Source organism: Kurthia sp. ISK08, from assembly GCF_046159805.1.
GTDB lineage: Bacteria > Bacillota > Bacilli > Bacillales_A > Planococcaceae > Kurthia > Kurthia gibsonii.
The window spans coordinates 483,036-502,626 of record NZ_JBJXHL010000002.1; the positions used below are offsets into that span (position 1 = coordinate 483,036).

Here is a 19,591-nt window from a genome sequence, read left to right on the forward strand (position 1 = left end):
GAATCATTTGTAGTAATATGAAATAAAATAAAGATTTTAGGAGGTTCGATGTATGCCGATTATTGAACAGCTTCAGAAAAAACAACCGTATTATTGGGAAAACCCGCATCGCTTACGATGGGAAGAAGCAGAAAAGCAGTTATCGATTCAGCCGACATTAATTGATGATGCGGAAGCACGTCTACAGCGTTTTGCACCATACTTCATGGCGATCGAACCAACAATGAAGGAAGCGAATGGATTAATAGAATCGCCTATTCAACAGGCGACTCTATTACAAAAAAGATACGTGCATGAAAATGAGCAGTTATGGTTAAAGCGAGACGATATTTTACCAATAGCAGGTTCAATTAAAGCACGAGGTGGTATTCATGAAGTATTAACCATTGCAGAACAGTTGGCAACTTCAAATGGACTCATTGAGTCAACAAAAGACTATGCTCAGTTTACAGAACCAGCATTTCATGCGCTATTTTCAAAATATACGATTGTTGTTGGTTCAACAGGGAATCTAGGATTAAGTATCGGGATTATGAGTGCTAAATTAGGATTTCGTGTTGTCGTGCATATGTCGCACGATGCGAAACAATGGAAAAAAGATTTATTACGTGAAAAAGGTGTCACAGTTGTAGAGCATACGGGTGACTACAGTAAAGCAGTAGAACAAGGACGAAAAGAGGCAGAAGCAGATTCATTCGCCTTCTTTATCGATGATGAAAATTCGCAAGCTTTATTTAGTGGTTATGCAGTTGCCGCACGTCGTTTAAAAAAGCAGCTAGAAGAAGCAAATATTCATATATCAATTGAAAATCCACTGGCTGTTTACTTGCCTTGTGGTGTTGGTGGCGGTCCTGGCGGTGTTGCATATGGTCTAAAAACAATTTTTGGTGATGCTGTACATTGTTATTTTGTAGAACCTGTCGAATCACCTTGTATGTTACTTGGTATGGCGACTGAACAGCATCATGATATTTCGGTACAAGATATCGGTTTATCGAATCAAACAGCAGCCGATGGTTTAGCAGTAGGTCGTGCTTCTAAGTTTGTAGGGCAGTTGATGATGCCGATTTTACATGGCATTGTCACAGTGACAGACAATCAACTATATCGTATGGTATATGAGTTAAAAGAGACAGAAGGATTACAAATTGAACCGTCAGCAGCAGCAGGACTTGTTGCAATTGGTTTAATTCAAGCACCAGCAGCCTATCATGTAGCATGGTTAACGGGCGGTGGTATGGTGCCACAATCCGAATGGCAGAAGTTTTACGAGAACGGAGAGAATGTGGATGTTCAAACGCAGAAAGAGAAGTAATACAGAAGTAATGGAACCAGTAGAAGAAGTAGAAGTCGAGGAACACCCTTTAGAAATAGAAGTAGAAGCACCACTTGAAGATATGCAACGTGCCATTCATGTGGACCGCGAGTACATCGACATTCAAAAAGAAAGTCTAGCAGTTGATGTCATTGAGATGCTTCATTTCTTTAATGAGTTACCTTCTACATTACCTAAAACATTACTACAAAAAAATGAAGAAGCGATTGATTATTTTAGAACATTAACGGGTGTTTATGTAGGAACACCTTATGATTTTTACCAGACAATTGTTCTATTCTATTATAAAAATTGGCATCATACAGCCTATCCTTTTAAAGGGAGCCAGTTAGAGTTTGTTTTTTCAAAAGTAGCACATGTCATTTTGGAAAATTTACAACAAGATGTGCACCAATCATATGGGCAAGTGTTTGATATAATCGAAGGAAATCCGAAAGCGTTCTATTTACATGAAGATCAAATTGAACGAACAGCCAATCGCTTTATTCGTCGTATGGTGACCCAAGTCCCTGAATTAGAAGTAACAGCTTTTTATACACCGATTGAAGGAGAGTTTGTTACATTAGCGAATGAGATTTATCGTGATCTTCGCGAAGTAATTTATACGATGGAGCATCAAGACTTTTATGACTATGATACGATGTATCGCTGGTTCTCTTATAATGATGCTTTATTTGAAACACCCGATTTATTAGAGGTGCGTGCATTTTATTATTATCCTATCAAGCATGTAGAAATTATGCGTGTGCTTCAATTAATTCGTTTTGATTATTTACAACAACTTTGGTTACAAGTGCTTCATTATGAATTATCAACGCAAATTCAATCCATTAAGACAGTTCGCATGTTGGAATACTATTTAGGTGCAGCCAATGATGCGATGTATTCGCAAAATGAATCACTTTATTTTACAAATCAGCGTTTTTTAAATTTATTTTTTGATCATTATTATTTTGAAAAAGGAATGTTAGAAGATGAAGACAGTCCGAAAGTAAGACACTGTTTAAAGCAGCTATTAGAACACGTAAATCAAGCAAAAGCCAATGAAGAATTCACAGGTGAGTTAGATATTCTCATCAAAAAAGCTTATTACGATCATCAATTACTAGCTGGTGATTAGAAACGCTTTGTTGGTTATGTTAAAATAATAATAGATTTATATAAAAGGAGTTTTTTACCATGACAAGTCGTGTAGTAGAAGAATTTTTAGAATTAGTTCAAATTGATTCAGAAACATATCATGAAGAAAAGATTTCACCTGTTCTACAAGAGAAATTAAAATCACTAGGTTTTGATGTATATGTAGATGATGCACATACACGTAACGGGCATGCATCAGGTAACATTATTGCGACATTAAAAGGAAATGTAGAAGCGGACACAATTTACTTTACAACACATATGGATACCGTTGTACCAGGTGTAGGTATTAAACCAACAATTAAAGAAGATGGTTATATTTATTCAGACGGTACGACCATTCTAGGTGCAGATGACAAAGCTGGAATCGCTGCATTACTTGAAATGGCGAAACGTATTCAAGAAGAAAAAGTTGACCATGGTGATATCGAATTCGTTATTACAGCAGGTGAAGAATCAGGTTTAGCAGGTGCAAAAGAATTAGATCCAGCGAAAATTACAGCGAAATATGGTTTTGCTGTTGATTCAGATGGTAAAGTAGGTGGCATTGTTACAGCAGCGCCATTCCAAACAAAAGTTGTCGCGACATTAACAGGTAAAACAGCACATGCAGGGGTAGAACCTGAAAAAGGAATTTCAGCGATTACAATCGCTTCAAAAGCGATTGCAAATATGAAATTAGGTCGTATTGATTCAGAAACTACAGCGAATATTGGTCGTTTTGAAGGCGGTAAAGCAACGAATATTGTATGCGATGAAGTGCATATTTTAGCAGAATGTCGCTCATTAAATGAAGCAAAATTAGAAGTACAAGAGCAACATATGAAAGAAGCGTTTGAACAAGCTGCGAAAGACATGGGGGGTAGTGCAGAAGTTGAAATTACACGCATGTATCCTGGATTCAGCTTCACAGAAGAAGATTTAGTTGTACAAGTTGCGAAAAAAGCAGTTGAAAAAGTAGGTCGTGAGCCGAAAATCATGCAATCAGGTGGCGGTAGCGATGCGAATGTCATCGCAGGATTTGGTATTCCAACAGCTAATTTAGCAGTTGGTTACGAAAATATCCATACGACAAAAGAGCGTATGCCCGTTGAAGAATTAGAAAAATTAGCAGATTTACTTGTAGAAGTTGTGAAAGTATCTGCAACTATTTCATCAAAATAATCATTTTATATAAAGAGAATGTGATGTATTCTAAAAAATTCTCAATCCAAGTATAGGAAAGGTCGAAATGTCGCTGCTTGGCGATATTTCGGCTTTTTATATGTAAAAAATGTTAAAAAAAGAAGTGTTTATAAGAAAAATACGAAAGTACGATATAAATAGGTATTTTTGTTTTGTATAAAAAAGGGAATATGCCATAAGTATCATTAGTCCTTTCGGTTTAATAATCATTTTGATTTCATGCCCTTTTTACTATATAATGAATAGCACCATGTCATACATAATAAACATCAAGATAGATAATGGAGGTAAATTCAATATGACAAATTCTAAAGTAGTCGTATTTCGATGCGGTCAAGAAGAATATGCGGTATCAGTCGATCATGTGATTTCAATTGAAAAAATTGAAACGACAAATCGTATTCCACATTTACCAGACTATGTCGATGGATTAACGAAAAATCGTGGTGAATTAGTACCGATTTTAGATTTCGAACGTATTTTATATGGTCGTAGCGGTGGTGGCGATTTAAGTCGTTTACTCGTACTGCATGTCGATGATTTCACATTTGCATTAAAAGTATTAGAAGCAAAAGAAATTTTAGATATTCCAACAGAACAATTGAATCAAGTAGGGCTTGTGAATTATGCACGTACACGTTATTTCACAGCTGTCGCTAACCTAGATGAACGAATGATTACACTCGTATCACCATCTGTATTAGTAGATTCATTAGAAGGCATTAAAGAAATTAAACAATATATGGTTGATTTGAAAAATAAAGAAGCAGAAGCTGAATAAATAAAAGTGGGTTTGAACATGCGTAGGAAATTGCGCTATGTTCAAACCTTATTTTTTTAGATTGTTTAAGTAACATAGATGGTATGCAAGTTCTAAACATATTATAATAAGAACATATGATTGGGAAGAGGTGAGGAAATGACACAAGCGCGTATTATTTTTCATTTAGATATGAATTGTTTTTATGCTTCAGTGGAACAAGCATTGAATCCGACGCTAAAAGGAAAAGCGATTGCGGTAGCTGGTAACCCGAAGGAACGTCGTGGAATCTTAGTTACCTGTTCCTATGAAGCGAGGGCAAAAGGTGTATATACGACGATGCCTGTATGGGAAGCAAAACAAAAGTGTCCTGAAATCATTCTCCTCCCGCCTAATTTTGATGCTTATAGACGGGCTTCAAAATCGATGTTCGATCTATTAAGAAGCTATACACATCTTGTTGAACCTGTATCCATTGATGAGGGATATATGGATGTGACAGAGATTGTGCATGGAAGTGAAGCGATTCAATTAGCTGAAAAAATTCAAATGCAGTTAAAAGAAGAACTCGATTTACCTTGTTCCATCGGGATTGCACCGAATAAGTTTTTAGCGAAAACGGCTTCCGATATGAAAAAACCGATGGGCATCACTGTGCTACGAAAAAGACAAGTGCCACAGATATTATGGCCTTTAAAAACGATTGAAATGCATGGAGTAGGCGCGAGTACGGCGAAAAAGTTAGCCACGTATAGCATTGAAACGATTGGTGATTTAGCACAGAAAACGGAAAAAGAAATGCATCAATGGATGGGGAAAAATGGGGTTCGTCTATGGGAAAAGGCACATGGTATAGATCGTAGACAAGTAGACCCAGAAGCTATTTACGATATAAAATCGGTTGGTAATTCGATGACTTCCGCTGTAGACTTAGTAGAGATGCGTGACGTAGTAGAGATGGTTCAAAAATTAAGTGAAAAAGTAGCAAAACGATTACGTGCGAAAAATTTAGCTGGTACGACTTTGCAAATTCAAATGCGAACATCAGATTGGCAAAATAAAACGCGTTCTATAACATTTAAAAATGGCATCTATGAGCAGCAAGATATTGAACGCGAGGCACTTAAATTAGTGCGCAAACATTGGAACTTTGAACCGTTACGCTTAATGGGCGTTACGGTTAGTCATGTATATAATCGTAGAGAAGCGGCTGAACAACTTTCGATTTTTAATTATGCAGAACATGCAAAAGAAGAACCGGTTTTAAAGTTGGTAGAACAGTTACAACGAAAATACGGGAAAAATAGTCTTCAAAAAGGTGTCTCTATAGCTAAAAATCCTGATTACACAGCGCAGACGAGTTTTAGTAAAGATTTTTTAGAAGATCATTAGGAGGAAATGAAATGCAGATTCAGTTTTTAGGGACAGGGGCAGGCATGCCATCTAAATTACGCAATACATCTTCAATTGCGCTAAAGTTATTAGAAGAATGCGGTAAAATTTGGTTGTTCGATTGTGGTGAAGCAACGCAACATCAAATTTTACATACGACGATTAAACCAGGTAAGATTAATAAACTCTTTATTACACATTTACATGGGGATCATATTTTTGGCTTACCAGGTTTTTTAAGTTCACGCTCTTTTTTAGGTGGGAATGATCCACTAACAATTTATGGACCCAAAGGATTAGAAGAATGGGTTCGCATGACACTGAATGTCACGAAGACGCATCTAACATATGAGCTGCATTTTGTAGAAGTAACAGAAGGTTTGTTATTTGAAGATGATCAATTTCAAGTATATGTACGTCAATTAGAGCATGTGATTCCTTGTTATGGTTATCGAATCGTCCAAAAAGATTTGCCAGGTAAGTTAGATGTAGAAAAAGCGCGCCAACTTGGTGTACCAAATGGACCGCTACTAGGACGCTTAAAGAATGGTTTTGATGTACAATTAGAGAACGGGGAAGTTATTTCAAGTGAACAAGTTGTATCTGAACCAATCAAAGGCTTTACTGTGACGATTTTAGGTGACACACGTTACTGCGAGGCAGCTATCGATTTAGCAAAAGATGCAGATGTAGTCATTCATGAAGCGACTTTTGATGAAGGAACGTCGGAGCTTGCTGCTATTTATGGTCATGCGACGAATGAAGAAGCGGCGCGTGTGGCAAGAGAAGCGGGCGCAAAGCAGTTGTTCATGAATCATATTAGTGCTCGTTTTTTATCACATGACTTACAACGCCTTGTACAACATGCAAGAGAGACGTTTGCAGAAAGTTATATTGTGAATGATTTTGAACAGTATGCGTGGCGAAATCAGACATGTCAACTTGTAGAAAAGGAGGAATAGCATGACGTTTAAAGTGATATTATTTATCATTATTGCGCTTCTCATTTATTCCGCACTTGTTTTTTATGTTGGCTGGAATATACGTGTACTGATGAAAAGTTTCGGTTTGAAGCGAGGGAAAGTAGCGTTTTGGATTATTTATGCCTTCATTGCGTATTCAATTATGTTGACGCGATTCATCCCGCTCGATTTTTTGAAAATACTAAGTGATTATTGGTTATTTGCTTTTTCATATGGACTTATTTTATGTATCGTTTGTAATATTTTATCGCTTATTTTAAGACGACGTTATACACGAATTATTGGAAGTAGCGCCATTGTAATACTATTAATAGTAGCTGGTGTAGGTACATATTATGCTTATACACCAATCGTTCATTATCAAACCATTGACCGACCTGAAAAGGCGAATGGTCAACAATTAAAGGTAGTTGTCGCAAGCGATACACATTTAGGATTACTCTCGAATAAAAAGCACCTTTCACGTTTTGTAGAGCTTGCAAATAAAGAGAAGCCAGATGTTGTTATTTTAGCAGGAGACCTTGTAGATGACTCACCAAAGTGGTTTAATGAACAGCAGATGGAAGATGAATTGAAGAAACTACAAGCAACATATGGTGTTTATGCAGTTCTCGGTAACCATGAGTACATTGGAGATGAGCTTCCAGCTGTAAAACAAGCCATGAAAAACGCGAATGTGACGTTATTACAAGATCAAACCGTCACAATTGCAGGGGATATCGCGTTAACAGGGCGTGATGATGCGACAAATAAAAAACGTGCCTCTTTAAAAACGTTACAAAAAGACATAAAATCAGGGCAACCATGGATTGTGATTGACCATCAACCAAGTAAAACAATGAATGATTCAGGTGTGTCATTTATGATGTCTGGTCATACACATGCAGGTCAGATTTGGCCGGGAAAATGGATGACAGAATTTATTTATGAGTTAAATTATGGACATGAAAAACGAAATGGTACGGATTATCTCGTGACATCAGGATATGGTTTCTGGGGTCCACCAATGCGAATTGGTACACAAGCAGAACTTTGGTCTGTCACCCTTCAATTCAAGTAATAAGCAACTAGAGGTGGGAAAATGAACACGTTACAAGATGTAAAACATTTAAAGGATTATGACAATACGCTCATTGTCGACCAACATGGTCAAACTCTATTTTTTGATATGGCGGATTTACAAATTTTGACGAACTTAGGTTATACAATGGATCAATTTGTCGGTCGAAATATTACAGCGGTATATGATAATTTAACGTTAGAAGATAGCACATTAATTACCGTTTTAAAAACAGGGAAGCCAATGGAGCACGTAACCCAACAGTTACGTGCGAAAAATGGCTTTACGTATATTTCGAAAAATTCAACGTACCCAATTTTAGATACACAAGGGGTTGTGAAAGGTGCGATTGAATTCTCAAAGCATTATTATGAAAAGCAGGATATACATGTTTTAAAAGACTATCCGCAACATAAAAATTATCGGAAAAATAATACAATTCACACAATCGAAGATGTTGTAGCTGTAAGTGATCAATCCATTCGCGTACAAGAAAAAATGAAAAAATTCGCTAAAACCGATTCCACATTGATGATTTTTGGACGCACAGGAACGGGAAAAGAATTGGTGGCTCAAGCGATTCATAATATGAGTAATCGTTCATTATCTCCATATTTATCTATCAATTGTAGTGAACTAACAGAAGAAAAAATCCAAAAACAACTCATTGAAGAAGGATTATTAGAAAAAATAAATGGTGGCACATTGTTTCTAGATAACTTACAAGCATTGCCTCTAGAAGCACAATATCCACTTTTACGCATTATTGAACAACAAAAAATTTACAATCAACAAACGGATAGTTTCGTACATATTGATTTACGAATAATGGCCGCAACGAATATACCGCCTATGGAATTATTGACGAATGGAGTCATTCGAGAAGAATTATTTTATCGTCTACATATTTTAGAACTAACAATTCCATCTTTAAAAGAGCGAAAAGAAGATATCGAACCACTCATGTATCATTTTATTCATTTTTTTAATGCGCATATGGATGTAAGCATTACACAGATTCAAGAAGATGCGATTAAAGCATGCCAACAATACGATTGGCCTGGGAATGTACGTGAGCTGAAAAATGCGATGGAATCTGCTTTTCACCAAGCAGAAGGGCATGAAATCACGATAGATGATTTGCCAGATCGTTTACAAGCGCATCATTCAGTAGATATGCATGAGACCTACCATTTAAAAGATGAGGTCGATCAATTTGAGCGGATGTTAGTGAAAAAGACCTTTGAACAAACAGGGGGTAAATTAGCAGAATCTGCACGTAGACTGGGTATCTCAAAACAATTGTTAAAGTACAAATTAGCAAAATATGAATTAAGGTAAAAAATTTTTTACGGTAGGAGGGAAACTTTTCCCTTCTTTTTATTTACGCAAAATTCCTATAATATGTTGATTACTAGCTAATCAATACCATTTTCTCAAAGGGGAGAAAAGGCTAGTGAAACAAAGGGGGACAATCTATTGAAAACAATTCAACACACAGTCGTTGTGGGACTCGCATTATTTGCGATTTACTTCGGTGCGGGCAACTTAATTTTTCCGCCTACAATCGGAAATCTATCAGGAGATAATTGGATTCTCGGTTTAACAGGCTTTACGATTACAGGAATTGTTTTACCGTTATTAGCGGTGGTAGCGATTTTAAATGTAGGTGGGCGCTTTGAAGATTTAACAGCACCCATTAGCCCATGGTTCCATAAACTATTCAACTTACTATTAATGGTTGGAATTGGTATGCTTGTGACGATTCCACGTATGTCAGCAACAACACATGAACTTGGCGTATCAAAGTTAATTCCAGGAACACCAGCCATTGTCACAATTATTATTTTCTTTGCGGTTAGTTATTTCTTTGCGATGGATCAATCAAATGTAATTGATAAATTAGGGAAATATTTAACACCTGTATTAGTCATTGTACTTTTATTCATTGTGATAAAGGGTTTAATTACACCTGTTGGTAATCCAATTGCAGCGCGTATAGATGGTGTTTTCTCAAATGCCTTTCTAAGTGCTTATCAAACAGGAGATGTGGTAACAGGAATCTTCTGTGCACCGATTTTCTTAGCAGCAATTACAGCATATGGTTACAAAGGACGTGCAGCGAAAAAAGTAGCGTTTAGTGGTGTTGCCATTGCAGGTATTGGTTTGTTTGTAATTTACGGTGGTTTACTGTATTTAGGTGCTTCAGGTAGCGGTTCTTTTGCACAGGATATTGGTGATACAGCACTTGTATCTGAACTCATTGAACGTATTTTAGGAAATGCAGGTAGCGCTTTATTAGCAGTAGCGATTGCACTGGCATGTTTAACATCTGCGATTGGCGTTATTGTTGTCATTGCACAATTTTTAACAGACCTAACTCATAACAAAATCGGCTATAAAGTATGGGCAGCGGTGGTATGTATTGTCGGTATTTTAATTGGTTCTCTAGGTGTAACGAGTATTGTAACGTATGCAATGCCAATCTTTACAGCACTTTATCCAGTAGCCATCGTTCTTGTATTACTTGGAACATTTGCTAAATGGATTCCAAATGGTGGTTCGTATCGCGGAGCTATTTTATTTACAGCAGTTGTAAGCGTTTTCGAAACGATTGGTAATTTAGGGCTGAAAGTACCATTCTTATTTGATGGTATTCAACAGCTACCATTAGCAGCAGATGGTTTTTCGTGGGTGATTCCAGCGATTGTAGGCTTTATTGTCGGAACATTCTTATTTAAATCCAAAACATCAAAAGCGACATCGGACAAAACGATTCAAATTTAAGGTAGGAGGAAGACACGTGAAAATATTTAAAAATGGTTTGATTTATACAGCAAATCCTGAACAACGTCATGCGACAGCAATGGCTGTAGAGCATGGCAAGATTATCTATGTAGGTGATGAAGCAGGCTTACCAGAACAAGCTTCAGAAGTGATTGATTTACAAGGAAAACGTGTCATTCCGGGAATCATTGAATCACATATGCATCCCATTATGTTTGCAGATTCTGTTAAACAAGTGCAATGCTCACCGCCAAAAGCGTATTCGATTGCGGATATTACAGCAGGTATTACAGAACAAGTGGAACAAGCAGAAGACGCGCATAGCTGGATTGAAGGCTGGGGCTATGATGAAGGGAAGTTAGCAGAAGGACGTGCGCCGAATCGACACGATTTAGATGCGGTATCAAAAGAACATCCAGTCGTTCTACATCGTTCTTGCGGACATATCGTGACAGCGAATAGTCGTGCTTTAGCGCTCGCAGGTATTACAAAAGATACGGAAGACCCAGCAGGCGGTAAGATTGACCGTGATGAGAATGGCGAGCCAACAGGAACATTACGTGAAAGTGCACGTGTACTAGTTGAAAAAGTCATGCCAGAATTAACATTAGAACGTGGTTCAGATTTATTAGTGGAATTAGATCATACACTTCATCAATATGGTATTACAGGGATTACGGAAATGATGGCATTACGTGAACCAATTGATTATTACAGTATTTTTAAAGAAGCAGTTCGTAAAGGATTTTCACAACGTACAGCGATTTATTATTTATGGAGTGAGATCGAAAACGAAGAATTTATTACAAAAGAAAATTCAAATCCAGAAGATCAAGTATTCGTGGCAGGTATTAAAGCGTTCACAGACGGTAGTGTGTCAGGACAAACTGCTTGGGTAGATACACCATTCTTAGGTGATGATTCAAACTACGGTATCTCAACAATTTCAATTGATACACTGCAACAAGCTGCGAAAAAAGCAAAAGAATATGGTGTACAGATGGCGGTTCATGCAATGGGTGAACAGGCAATCCATCAAGTGATTGAAGCATATGAGCAGGAAGAAAATTGGATGCAAGATGCACTGACTTTCCGTATTGAGCATGTAGCGATGCCAAGAGAAGAAGATATTCAAAAAGCAGCAGAGAAGCAAATTGCTTTTAATACGCAACCCATCTTCTTATATGCTGAGATTGAAACATATTTGAATAACTTAGGTGAAGAACGCACGAAAAAAACATATCCTGTAGAGAAGTTTTTAGAGGCGGGTGTTTTAACAGCTTTATCTTCTGATGCACCAGCAACTGCATGGGCCGATCCTGTTAATCCATTCGTGGGTATTCAAGCAGCTGTTACACGCACTTCTTATGACGGGACAGACCATGGTCAACAATCTCGAATTAGTGTCGAAACAGCGATTGATGGTTATACACGTGCAGCACAGAAGTGTGCCAATATTCCATTAGTTGGTCAATTAAAAGAAGGATATCACGCAGACTTTGTCGTACTAGAACAAGATCTTTTCACCGTTTCACCTGAAAAAATCAGCGAAACAACAGTGAAAGAAACATATGTCGCAGGTCAATGCGTTTATCAAAAATAAAATCATACATCTCTCCCCAAAATGAGATGAAGCGTCATTGCAACCCCCAATTGCAATGACGCTTTTTTGTCTTATTCTAAACTTGTTGATTCAACAGCTTGTGTTGTGGGACTCTTTTGAAAAAGTAAGCCGACACGCAAGAGAATGAGTGCGAACAAAATGATGATGGATGCAAATACAAGCGCGGCATTGTAACTTCCATATTGCTTCACTAGAATTCCAGCTGCAATCGGTCCGATGATTTGTCCAATTGCATAGGAAGTCGTTAAAATCGATACGACACTGGCACTCTTTTTCGGGAAAAGTTGTCTCCCATAGCTTGTTGACATCGCAACAAGTCCGACAAACGTAGAGCCAAATAGTAGCGCTGATAGAAGTACCGTCCAAATATTCGTCGTAAGAACAGGTAGAATGACCGCTACAATTTGAATGATATATGCAATGGATAAAATCGTCGTTGGTTTATAGGTTGTCATGAGCCAAATCCAGAGCGGTGCAGACGGAATGGCACCTAAACCAACAATGACCCAACTAAAGCCAGCATATTGTTGAATGCTTGGAATACTATGTACCAAGTCAACTAAAAATGTACCTGTAATGATATAGCCAAGACCTTCTAAACCATAGGCAATCGTCAGCCAAACCATAAAACCACGTAGTACTTTATCTGATTTTGGACTTTTGATATGTGGCTCTGCACGTAGATTACGCCATAAAATGAATGTAATGACCATACAGAAAGCTGCGATGGCTGTTAAACCGAAATAAGCAATCCGCCAATTCCCGTATGAAACGAAAAGCGGTACAACTAATCCAGAGATCGCAATACCAAGTCCGATTCCGCTAAATGTATAGCCAGACCATTTGCCAAGTTGGTATTTGGCTAAGTAATCCATTAGCATACTCGACGTAAGTACGAAGATAATACCTCCTGTAATGCCACTAACAATACGCAGTGAGAACCATATGCTCACATGATCGGTTACCCCCATGAAAAAGACCGATAAAATGCATAAGAAGACATTTAATCCTAAAATACTCTTTTGATATTTCACAATCCAACCAGCCGCAAAAGCACCGACTAAGTAGCCAATATAGTTCCCAGCAGCAATTACACTACCTGTTTGAACGGATAAATTCTCCGATTCCCGTAAAAAAGGAAGAACAGATGTGAAAGAGAAGCGACCAATCCCCATTGCGATTGTTAAAAATAAAATAGCGCCAATCATAATACTAAAATGTTTCCTATTCAACGGAAAACACCCCCTTTTGTAGAAAAAAGCATGAAAAAAGAAACCTAATTCAACTATACAGAAAAGTGGAAGTGATTACCAATACTATTTATTTTCAATCGTGTTATACTGTAAAGATAAAGGAAGTGAAGTCAATGCGTTACCATCAAAATCAAATGCAAAAATTAGTCAATACGACTCCTCAATTGAAAAAAGAATTGAATGAGATTAAACAATCCATGTCTTTAGAAAATGATTACGCGCTAAAAGCGTTATATCATGCAGCTATAAAAGACGGCGGAAAATTCCAACAAGCGTACCAAGCGCTAGATGTAGAATTTAAAAAGCAATCATAACAACAAGAGCCTCGGCATTTTTTATGCTGAGGCTCTTTTCGATGATTACCGATATTCCGTTTAAAAAAAATCAATCTTGTATGATAGAGTGGAAGAAGTTGGATAGGTGAATCGTTGCTTCTTCTGTTTCTTGTTCGAAATAGTCCATCTTACTGAAAAAACTATGAATTAAGCCATCGAGAATCACACGTTCTGCTTGAACGCCTGCTTGTTGTAGTTCCTCAATAAACTTTTCGCCTTCATGATTTAATACGTCGTAAGCAGCACTCACAATAATCGTAGGCGGAAGTAATGCCTTCTTCTCATAAAGAGCAGGTGAGACATAAGGATGCGTGAGATGTTCATTCCCTTGTACATAATAGCGGTAATAAAGGTCTAATTCATCGTCATCTAAACCATATTGTTTGGCGAATTGAAGATCCTCGTTTGCTACAGTAGCAGTGGCATCCAGTGCAGGATACGTAAGTAGCAAAGCTTGAATGGGCGGTCCTTGTTCTTCAATCGCTCGTACGGCAATCGAAGCAGCGAGGTTACCACCCGCGCTGTCACCAGCTACAGCGAGACGTTTTAAATCAATCGGTAGTTGTAATGGATTTTGGTAAATCCAGTTTAGTGCATCATACGCATCTTGTTGCGGGATAGGGTAGGGATGTTCAGGCGCTAAACGATAATCCACATTCACAATGATCGCCTGACTATGTTTAGCCAGATACTGACACCCACCATCCATATAATCTAAATCACCGATTGCCCAACCACCACCATGAAAGTATAAAATGACAGGTAGAATCGCCTCATCTGTATGAGGTGTATAAATACGAATCGGAATTTTAGTGCCGTCTTTAGCTATAAAATATGTGTTTTCTATGGATTTTATGTCAGCTAATTGAATATGTCGTTGTAAGAAGGGTGTTCGTTCAATTTGAATTCCTTGTTCATTTTCTGTAAATGGATTGTAGCTTCCATGATTTTGAATGTAACGTTTTGCTTCAGGCTTTAATTGAATGGATGTCATATAAAAACCCCTTTCCTGTCGTCTATTATTCGAAGTATAACACAGAAATTACTATTCCGATAGTATTAGTTGGTTTTAAGGGGCATATAAATGAAAAAAATAATAGTATACATCTGTGCAATTGGAGCGATTTATTCCATATTAGTAGAGCAATCTCAAAATTCTTGGTTACTCTATGTAGTAATCCAAGTGTGTCGCTTTGTTTTTAGCTTGTCCATACTTCTGTGGACTTTCCGAAAAATAGATGCTTATTTTCATCAAAAAAGGGAGCAGTAATCATTCAACTACTCCCTTTTTTCTATTTAATAATTTTACTTACTTGTTTGAACGCGTCGCCTTTAGCTACCTCTAGCAGTTCAAATAAAGCCATCTCGACTGTTGTTAAAGGAATGTTTTCTTGTTCAAAACGACGCAATGCGATTTCGCGATCAAGTTCGAAGCGAGAATCAACAGCATCTGCAACCACTTCTACATGGAACCCAGCTGCTTTTAAATCTTTTGCAGTTTGATAGACGCAAATATGCGTTTCAATACCACATAATAAGATTTGTTTTTTACCCGAAGCAATTAGTGCCTCTTTAAATTCATCCGTTCCCCATGCACTAAATGTTATTTTTTCAATTGGCTTTGTAATTGGTGATAAAATCTCTGCAAGTGAATCGACTGTAGGACCTAAACCTCTTGGGTATTGCTCTAACCATAAAATCGGTAGTTCAAGTGTTTTTGCGCCTTTTAAGAGTTGTTCTAATTTACGAAGTGTTTCTTCATGACGGTTCATCAATGTAGCAAGGCGACCCTGTACATCGATTAATACAACTGCAGTTTGTTCTAAATTCATCGAATAAGACCTCTTTTCTTTTCATTAAGTATCAATTTTCTTCCATTTCATCGTATCGTATTTTATGTCTTTCTGCAAAAATCTACAACAATCTAAAAAGAAAATGGAAAATACTGTTGACTTCTCTGCGTTACAATACTAAAATAAGTCCAATAAAACAATTCCTATAGAGTTACTTAGGATTGAGAGGGATGATATTGTATGACGAATTTAATTGAAGAACAGCACTTATCGGTTATTGAAAAAGCGATTCAAGAAATTCAATTTGGTGAAGTACAAATAACGATTCAAGACGGTAAGATTATTCAAATCAATCGCTTGGAAAAACATCGTTTTACACAAACAAAAACAAATAAACCATCGAAACTAACAATTAAGTAAATATAAAAGAAGCTGACTAGACAACTAGAGGCTCTTATTTTTACGGTTCTTCCGTATGAATAGGAGTCTCTTTTTCTATTCAGAAGGAGGAATGACATATGTCAAAAGTATATATTGTCGGTGCGGGACCAGGAGATGTGGAATTGTTAACGGTAAAGGCGCTACGTGTCATACGAGAAGCAGATGTAATCTTGTATGATCGTTTAATTAATGAAGATATTTTAAACGAAGCGAGAGCAGATGCAGAGCTTGTCTTTTGCGGAAAGCTTCCCGGAAAGCATGCCATGATTCAAGAGCATATCCATGCACAACTTGTAGAATATGCGCTAAGAGGAAAGGTGGTCGTTCGTTTAAAAGGTGGTGATCCATTCGTATTCGGACGCGGCGCAGAAGAAGCTGAAGTCGTTGCGGCTGCTAATATTCCATTTGAAATTATCCCAGGTATTACATCAGGTATCGCGGCAGCAGCTTATGCGGGCATTCCTGTAACACATCGTGATTATGGTTCTAGTTTTGCGATTGTAACAGGACATATGAAGGAAGGCAAAGATGATTCGATTAAATGGGAGAGTCTTGCGACAGGGATTGATACAGTCGCGATTTATATGGGGGTTCAAAATTTGCCGTATATTGTCAAACAATTGACGACGCATGGACGTGCAGTTGATACACCGGTTGCACTCATTCATTGGGGAACATATGACAAACAACGCACTGTAACGGGAACACTTGAAAATATTGAACGCATTGTCGAGGAAGAACGAATTGCCAATCCAAGCATTATTTTAGTCGGTGAAGTGGTTAAATTACGTGAAAAAATTGCTTGGGTACAAGAGGCAGCACTAGCTTATTAGGAGGGATTCGAATGCGAGCGATTTTATATGTAGGACATGGAACGCGAGTGAGAGAAGGCGAGAGACAGGCGATTGAGTTTATTGAACGCGTTAAAAGTCAGATGGACGAACCAATTCAAGAGATTGCCTTTTTAGAGATTTCTTCACCTTCTATTGAAGAAGGTGTTGCCACATGTGTAGCAAAAGGTGCAACAGAGATTATCGTCATGCCATTACTGTTATTGACAGCGCAGCATGCGACGACGGATTTACCAGAGATTTTAGCAGAGGTAGGACCGAAATATCCAACTGTGACGTTTACACTCGGTCAGCCAATTGGTGTAACGCGTACGATGATTGACGCAGTCATTGAGCAACTAAGTACACAACCCGTTCCAAAGAATGCACAACTGATCATCGTAGGACGCGGTAGTTCAGAACCTGCCATTCAGCAAGAATTTGCGGAAATCGCTAGTCGACTAAAATTGCGCACTGCGATTCGTTCGATTGATATCGCCTTTTTATATGGTTCAGGACCAAAAATTGAAGATGTTTTAGCGCTGCATCAAGAGAGAAAAGAACCAGTCGTTCTCATACCCTATCTATTATTCTCGGGTTTACTCATGAAACGACTGGAAAGACTTCAACAAACAGAAAAAAGAGAGGTGATTTTGACAAAGCGATTAGGAGAAGTTCCGAGTACGGCTCGTGCTTTTAAAGAAGCTGTAGAGAAAAAAATGCAAAGTATCGAATTAAATGGGGTGAGTATATGAAGAAACAAGACCATTTACAGCAATTGCGTGAGAAGTTACATGAATATCTACCAGCAATTCAAAATGGTTCGATTCGCATCATTGTACAAGACGCTCGCGTGATTCAAATTGAAAAAGTAGAAGCTTTATATCATACAAAATAGTCGAGGTGGCATACATGGTATTACAAGTTGTGAATAGTCCTTTCACAGAACAACAAATCCAATTATTAAATGAATTAGTACCCAACTTATCAGCAGAACAAAAAACATGGTTAGCAGGATATTTAGCTGCGACTACACAACATGGACAAACGAACCAACCAGCTGTAATTGTCGAAGAAGTACAGGCACCAATCAAAACCATTACAGTAAGTATTCTTTACGGCTCACAAACAGGGAATGCGAAAAATTTAGCGACGCAATTTGCTGAAGAATTAAAGCAAAATGATGTGCAAGTAGAAGTCTATTCGATGGCTGACTTCCCTGTGAAAAAATTAAAAAAAGTCGATAATTTACTGATTGTAACGAGTACACAAGGGGAAGGCGAAGCGCCAGATAACGCCAAAACATTCTATGAATTTTTACACGGTGCGCGTGCGCCAAAACTAGAGAATCTAAAGTATAGCGTTCTTGGTCTTGGTGATACATCATACGATTTATTCTGTCAAACAGCGATTGACTTTGATGCACAATTACATAAGCTTGGCGGGGTAGCACTAGTACCACGAGTGGACTGTGATTTAGATTTCCAAGAAGATGCAAGCAATTGGTTTACAGCTGTACAACAAGCATTATTACAACAGTCGGGTGTCGGTGCCACAATTGCACAGGAGAAAGTAAGCTCTACACAGGAAGTAACCACTTATTCAAGACAAAATCCTTACTATGCGAAAGTGTTAGAAAAAATCAACTTGAATATGACAGGTTCAAATAAAGAAACATATCACGTGGAATTATCACTTGAAGGCTCGGGAATCTCATTTACACCGGGAGATAGCATCGGTATTTATCCGAAAAATAATATAGCGCGCGTCCAATCATTATTAGAAGCGTTAGCGATTGATGCAAATGACCATGTCACAATTCAACAAGAAGAATTAACAATTCAAGAGGCGTTAACACATCGTTTAGAAATCAGTGTTTTAACAAAGCCGCTACTTGAAAAATTAGGCGTATCACCACTTCCAGAAGCAGCATGGCGTGAAGGTCGTGATTTAATCGATCTTGTAAAAAGCTATGATGTAAAGTTAGATGCACAAACATTAGCTGATACATTACGTAAATTACCGCCACGTCTTTATTCGATTGCGAGTAGTTATGATGCAAACCCAGATGAGGTGCATATTACAGTCGGACTTGTACGATATGACATCGAAGAACGCCATTATGAAGGTGTAACGAGTGGATGGATTGCTAGTGAACTGGAGATTGGCGATCAAATCCCTATTTTCATTCAAGAAAACGATCACTTCCGTTTACCAAAAGACGACGAGCCAATTATTATGATTGGTGCTGGTACAGGAATTGCACCATTTAGAGCCTTTATTGAACAACGTGATGAAACAGGTGCAACAGGCGAAAGTTGGTTATTCTTCGGTGAACAGCACTTTGTGACAGACTTCCTCTATCAAGTGGAATGGCAACGTTATTTAAAAGAAGGCACATTAACAAAGATGTCTGTGGCGTTCTCACGCGATCAAGCTGAAAAAATCTATGTACAACATCGTATTTTAGAAGAAGCAAAGACATTCTATGAATGGCTAGAAAAAGGTGCAACTATCTTCATTTGTGGTGATGAAAAGCAAATGGCAAAAGATGTAGAAGCAGCGATTTTACAAGTCATTCAAGAACAGCAAAATACAACAGAACATGAGGCGCGCGCCTATTTAGAGCGTTTAACACAAGAAAAACGCTATTTACGTGATGTCTATTAAGG

19 protein-coding genes are annotated in these 19,591 nt (G+C 37.9%); 16 read left to right on the forward strand and 3 right to left on the reverse strand.

What is annotated here, in order from left to right; translation table 11 throughout:
• Positions 1-52: 52 nt before the first annotated feature.
• The 10 genes from ACKVQX_RS05960 (at position 53) to ACKVQX_RS06005 (ending at position 12,246) form a co-directional block, all read left to right on the forward strand.
• Positions 53-1,315: a D-serine ammonia-lyase gene (locus ACKVQX_RS05960; RefSeq protein ID WP_068453051.1), complete on the forward strand. Its 1,263-nt coding sequence runs from the start codon at positions 53-55 to the stop codon at positions 1,313-1,315.
• Positions 1,290-2,456, forward strand: a complete 1,167-nt coding sequence (locus tag ACKVQX_RS05965; RefSeq protein ID WP_068453054.1) for a hypothetical protein — start codon at positions 1,290-1,292, stop codon at positions 2,454-2,456. Before ACKVQX_RS05960 ends, ACKVQX_RS05965 begins: the two co-directional genes overlap by 26 nt.
• A gap of 59 nt (positions 2,457-2,515) precedes the next feature.
• Positions 2,516-3,640, forward strand: coding sequence for a M20/M25/M40 family metallo-hydrolase (locus ACKVQX_RS05970; protein WP_342303036.1), 1,125 nt, complete (start codon positions 2,516-2,518; stop codon positions 3,638-3,640).
• A 319-nt stretch (positions 3,641-3,959) separates the two neighbouring features.
• Positions 3,960-4,442 (forward strand): chemotaxis protein CheW, encoded by a 483-nt coding sequence (locus tag ACKVQX_RS05975; RefSeq protein WP_068453060.1) that lies wholly within the window; start codon positions 3,960-3,962, stop codon positions 4,440-4,442.
• Positions 4,443-4,580: 138 nt separating this feature from the next.
• On the forward strand, positions 4,581-5,813 hold the full coding sequence (locus tag ACKVQX_RS05980) for a DNA polymerase IV (protein ID WP_409136088.1): 1,233 nt from the start codon (positions 4,581-4,583) through the stop codon (positions 5,811-5,813).
• Between the two features lie 11 nt (positions 5,814-5,824).
• Positions 5,825-6,775 (forward strand): ribonuclease Z, encoded by a 951-nt coding sequence (gene rnz / locus ACKVQX_RS05985; RefSeq protein WP_409136089.1) that lies wholly within the window; start codon positions 5,825-5,827, stop codon positions 6,773-6,775.
• Between the two features lies 1 nt (position 6,776).
• The gene (locus ACKVQX_RS05990) at positions 6,777-7,856 is read left to right on the forward strand and encodes a metallophosphoesterase (protein ID WP_409136090.1); all 1,080 of its coding nucleotides are present in this window, start codon (positions 6,777-6,779) and stop codon (positions 7,854-7,856) included.
• 21 nt (positions 7,857-7,877) lie between these two features.
• Positions 7,878-9,197 (forward strand): sigma 54-interacting transcriptional regulator, encoded by a 1,320-nt coding sequence (locus ACKVQX_RS05995; protein WP_068453072.1) that lies wholly within the window; start codon positions 7,878-7,880, stop codon positions 9,195-9,197.
• A 138-nt stretch (positions 9,198-9,335) separates the two neighbouring features.
• The gene (gene brnQ / locus ACKVQX_RS06000) at positions 9,336-10,643 is read left to right on the forward strand and encodes a branched-chain amino acid transport system II carrier protein (protein ID WP_231726986.1); all 1,308 of its coding nucleotides are present in this window, start codon (positions 9,336-9,338) and stop codon (positions 10,641-10,643) included.
• A 16-nt stretch (positions 10,644-10,659) separates the two neighbouring features.
• Positions 10,660-12,246: an amidohydrolase gene (locus tag ACKVQX_RS06005; RefSeq protein ID WP_068453078.1), complete on the forward strand. Its 1,587-nt coding sequence runs from the start codon at positions 10,660-10,662 to the stop codon at positions 12,244-12,246.
• A gap of 71 nt (positions 12,247-12,317) precedes the next feature.
• Here ACKVQX_RS06005 and ACKVQX_RS06010 read toward each other — a convergent pair whose 3' ends face one another.
• The gene (locus tag ACKVQX_RS06010; protein WP_409136091.1) at positions 12,318-13,499 is read right to left on the reverse strand and encodes a YbfB/YjiJ family MFS transporter; all 1,182 of its coding nucleotides are present in this window, start codon (positions 13,497-13,499) and stop codon (positions 12,318-12,320) included.
• Positions 13,500-13,633: 134 nt separating this feature from the next.
• Here ACKVQX_RS06010 and ACKVQX_RS06015 point away from each other — a divergent pair, with 134 nt between their 5' ends.
• Positions 13,634-13,834, forward strand: coding sequence for a hypothetical protein (locus ACKVQX_RS06015; protein ID WP_068453085.1), 201 nt, complete (start codon positions 13,634-13,636; stop codon positions 13,832-13,834).
• Between the two features lie 70 nt (positions 13,835-13,904).
• On the opposite strand, the gene ACKVQX_RS06020 is transcribed toward ACKVQX_RS06015, so the two are convergent.
• Together ACKVQX_RS06020 and ACKVQX_RS06025 are read right to left on the reverse strand one after the other, a co-directional pair.
• The gene (locus ACKVQX_RS06020; protein WP_409136092.1) at positions 13,905-14,849 is read right to left on the reverse strand and encodes an alpha/beta hydrolase; all 945 of its coding nucleotides are present in this window, start codon (positions 14,847-14,849) and stop codon (positions 13,905-13,907) included.
• A gap of 298 nt (positions 14,850-15,147) precedes the next feature.
• On the reverse strand, positions 15,148-15,687 hold the full coding sequence (locus ACKVQX_RS06025) for a hydrolase (RefSeq protein ID WP_068453093.1): 540 nt from the start codon (positions 15,685-15,687) through the stop codon (positions 15,148-15,150).
• A 201-nt stretch (positions 15,688-15,888) separates the two neighbouring features.
• Between ACKVQX_RS06025 and ACKVQX_RS06030 the strand changes: the two genes are divergently transcribed.
• The 5 genes from ACKVQX_RS06030 to ACKVQX_RS06050 all read left to right on the forward strand — a co-directional run bounded on the left by ACKVQX_RS06030 (position 15,889) and on the right by ACKVQX_RS06050 (position 19,589).
• A complete protein-coding gene (locus ACKVQX_RS06030; protein WP_068453096.1) occupies positions 15,889-16,068 on the forward strand; it encodes a YezD family protein in 180 nt (59 codons plus the stop codon).
• 98 nt (positions 16,069-16,166) lie between these two features.
• Complete coding sequence (cobA, locus tag ACKVQX_RS06035) at positions 16,167-16,922, forward strand: uroporphyrinogen-III C-methyltransferase (protein ID WP_068453099.1); 756 nt, start codon at positions 16,167-16,169, stop codon at positions 16,920-16,922.
• Positions 16,923-16,933: 11 nt separating this feature from the next.
• Complete coding sequence (locus ACKVQX_RS06040; RefSeq protein WP_087680220.1) at positions 16,934-17,674, forward strand: sirohydrochlorin chelatase; 741 nt, start codon at positions 16,934-16,936, stop codon at positions 17,672-17,674.
• On the forward strand, positions 17,671-17,817 hold the full coding sequence (locus ACKVQX_RS06045) for a DUF2292 domain-containing protein (protein WP_082701401.1): 147 nt from the start codon (positions 17,671-17,673) through the stop codon (positions 17,815-17,817). The genes ACKVQX_RS06040 and ACKVQX_RS06045 overlap by 4 nt, the downstream gene beginning before the upstream one ends.
• A gap of 14 nt (positions 17,818-17,831) precedes the next feature.
• Positions 17,832-19,589 (forward strand): assimilatory sulfite reductase (NADPH) flavoprotein subunit, encoded by a 1,758-nt coding sequence (locus tag ACKVQX_RS06050; RefSeq protein ID WP_409136093.1) that lies wholly within the window; start codon positions 17,832-17,834, stop codon positions 19,587-19,589.
• Positions 19,590-19,591: the final 2 nt, after the last annotated feature.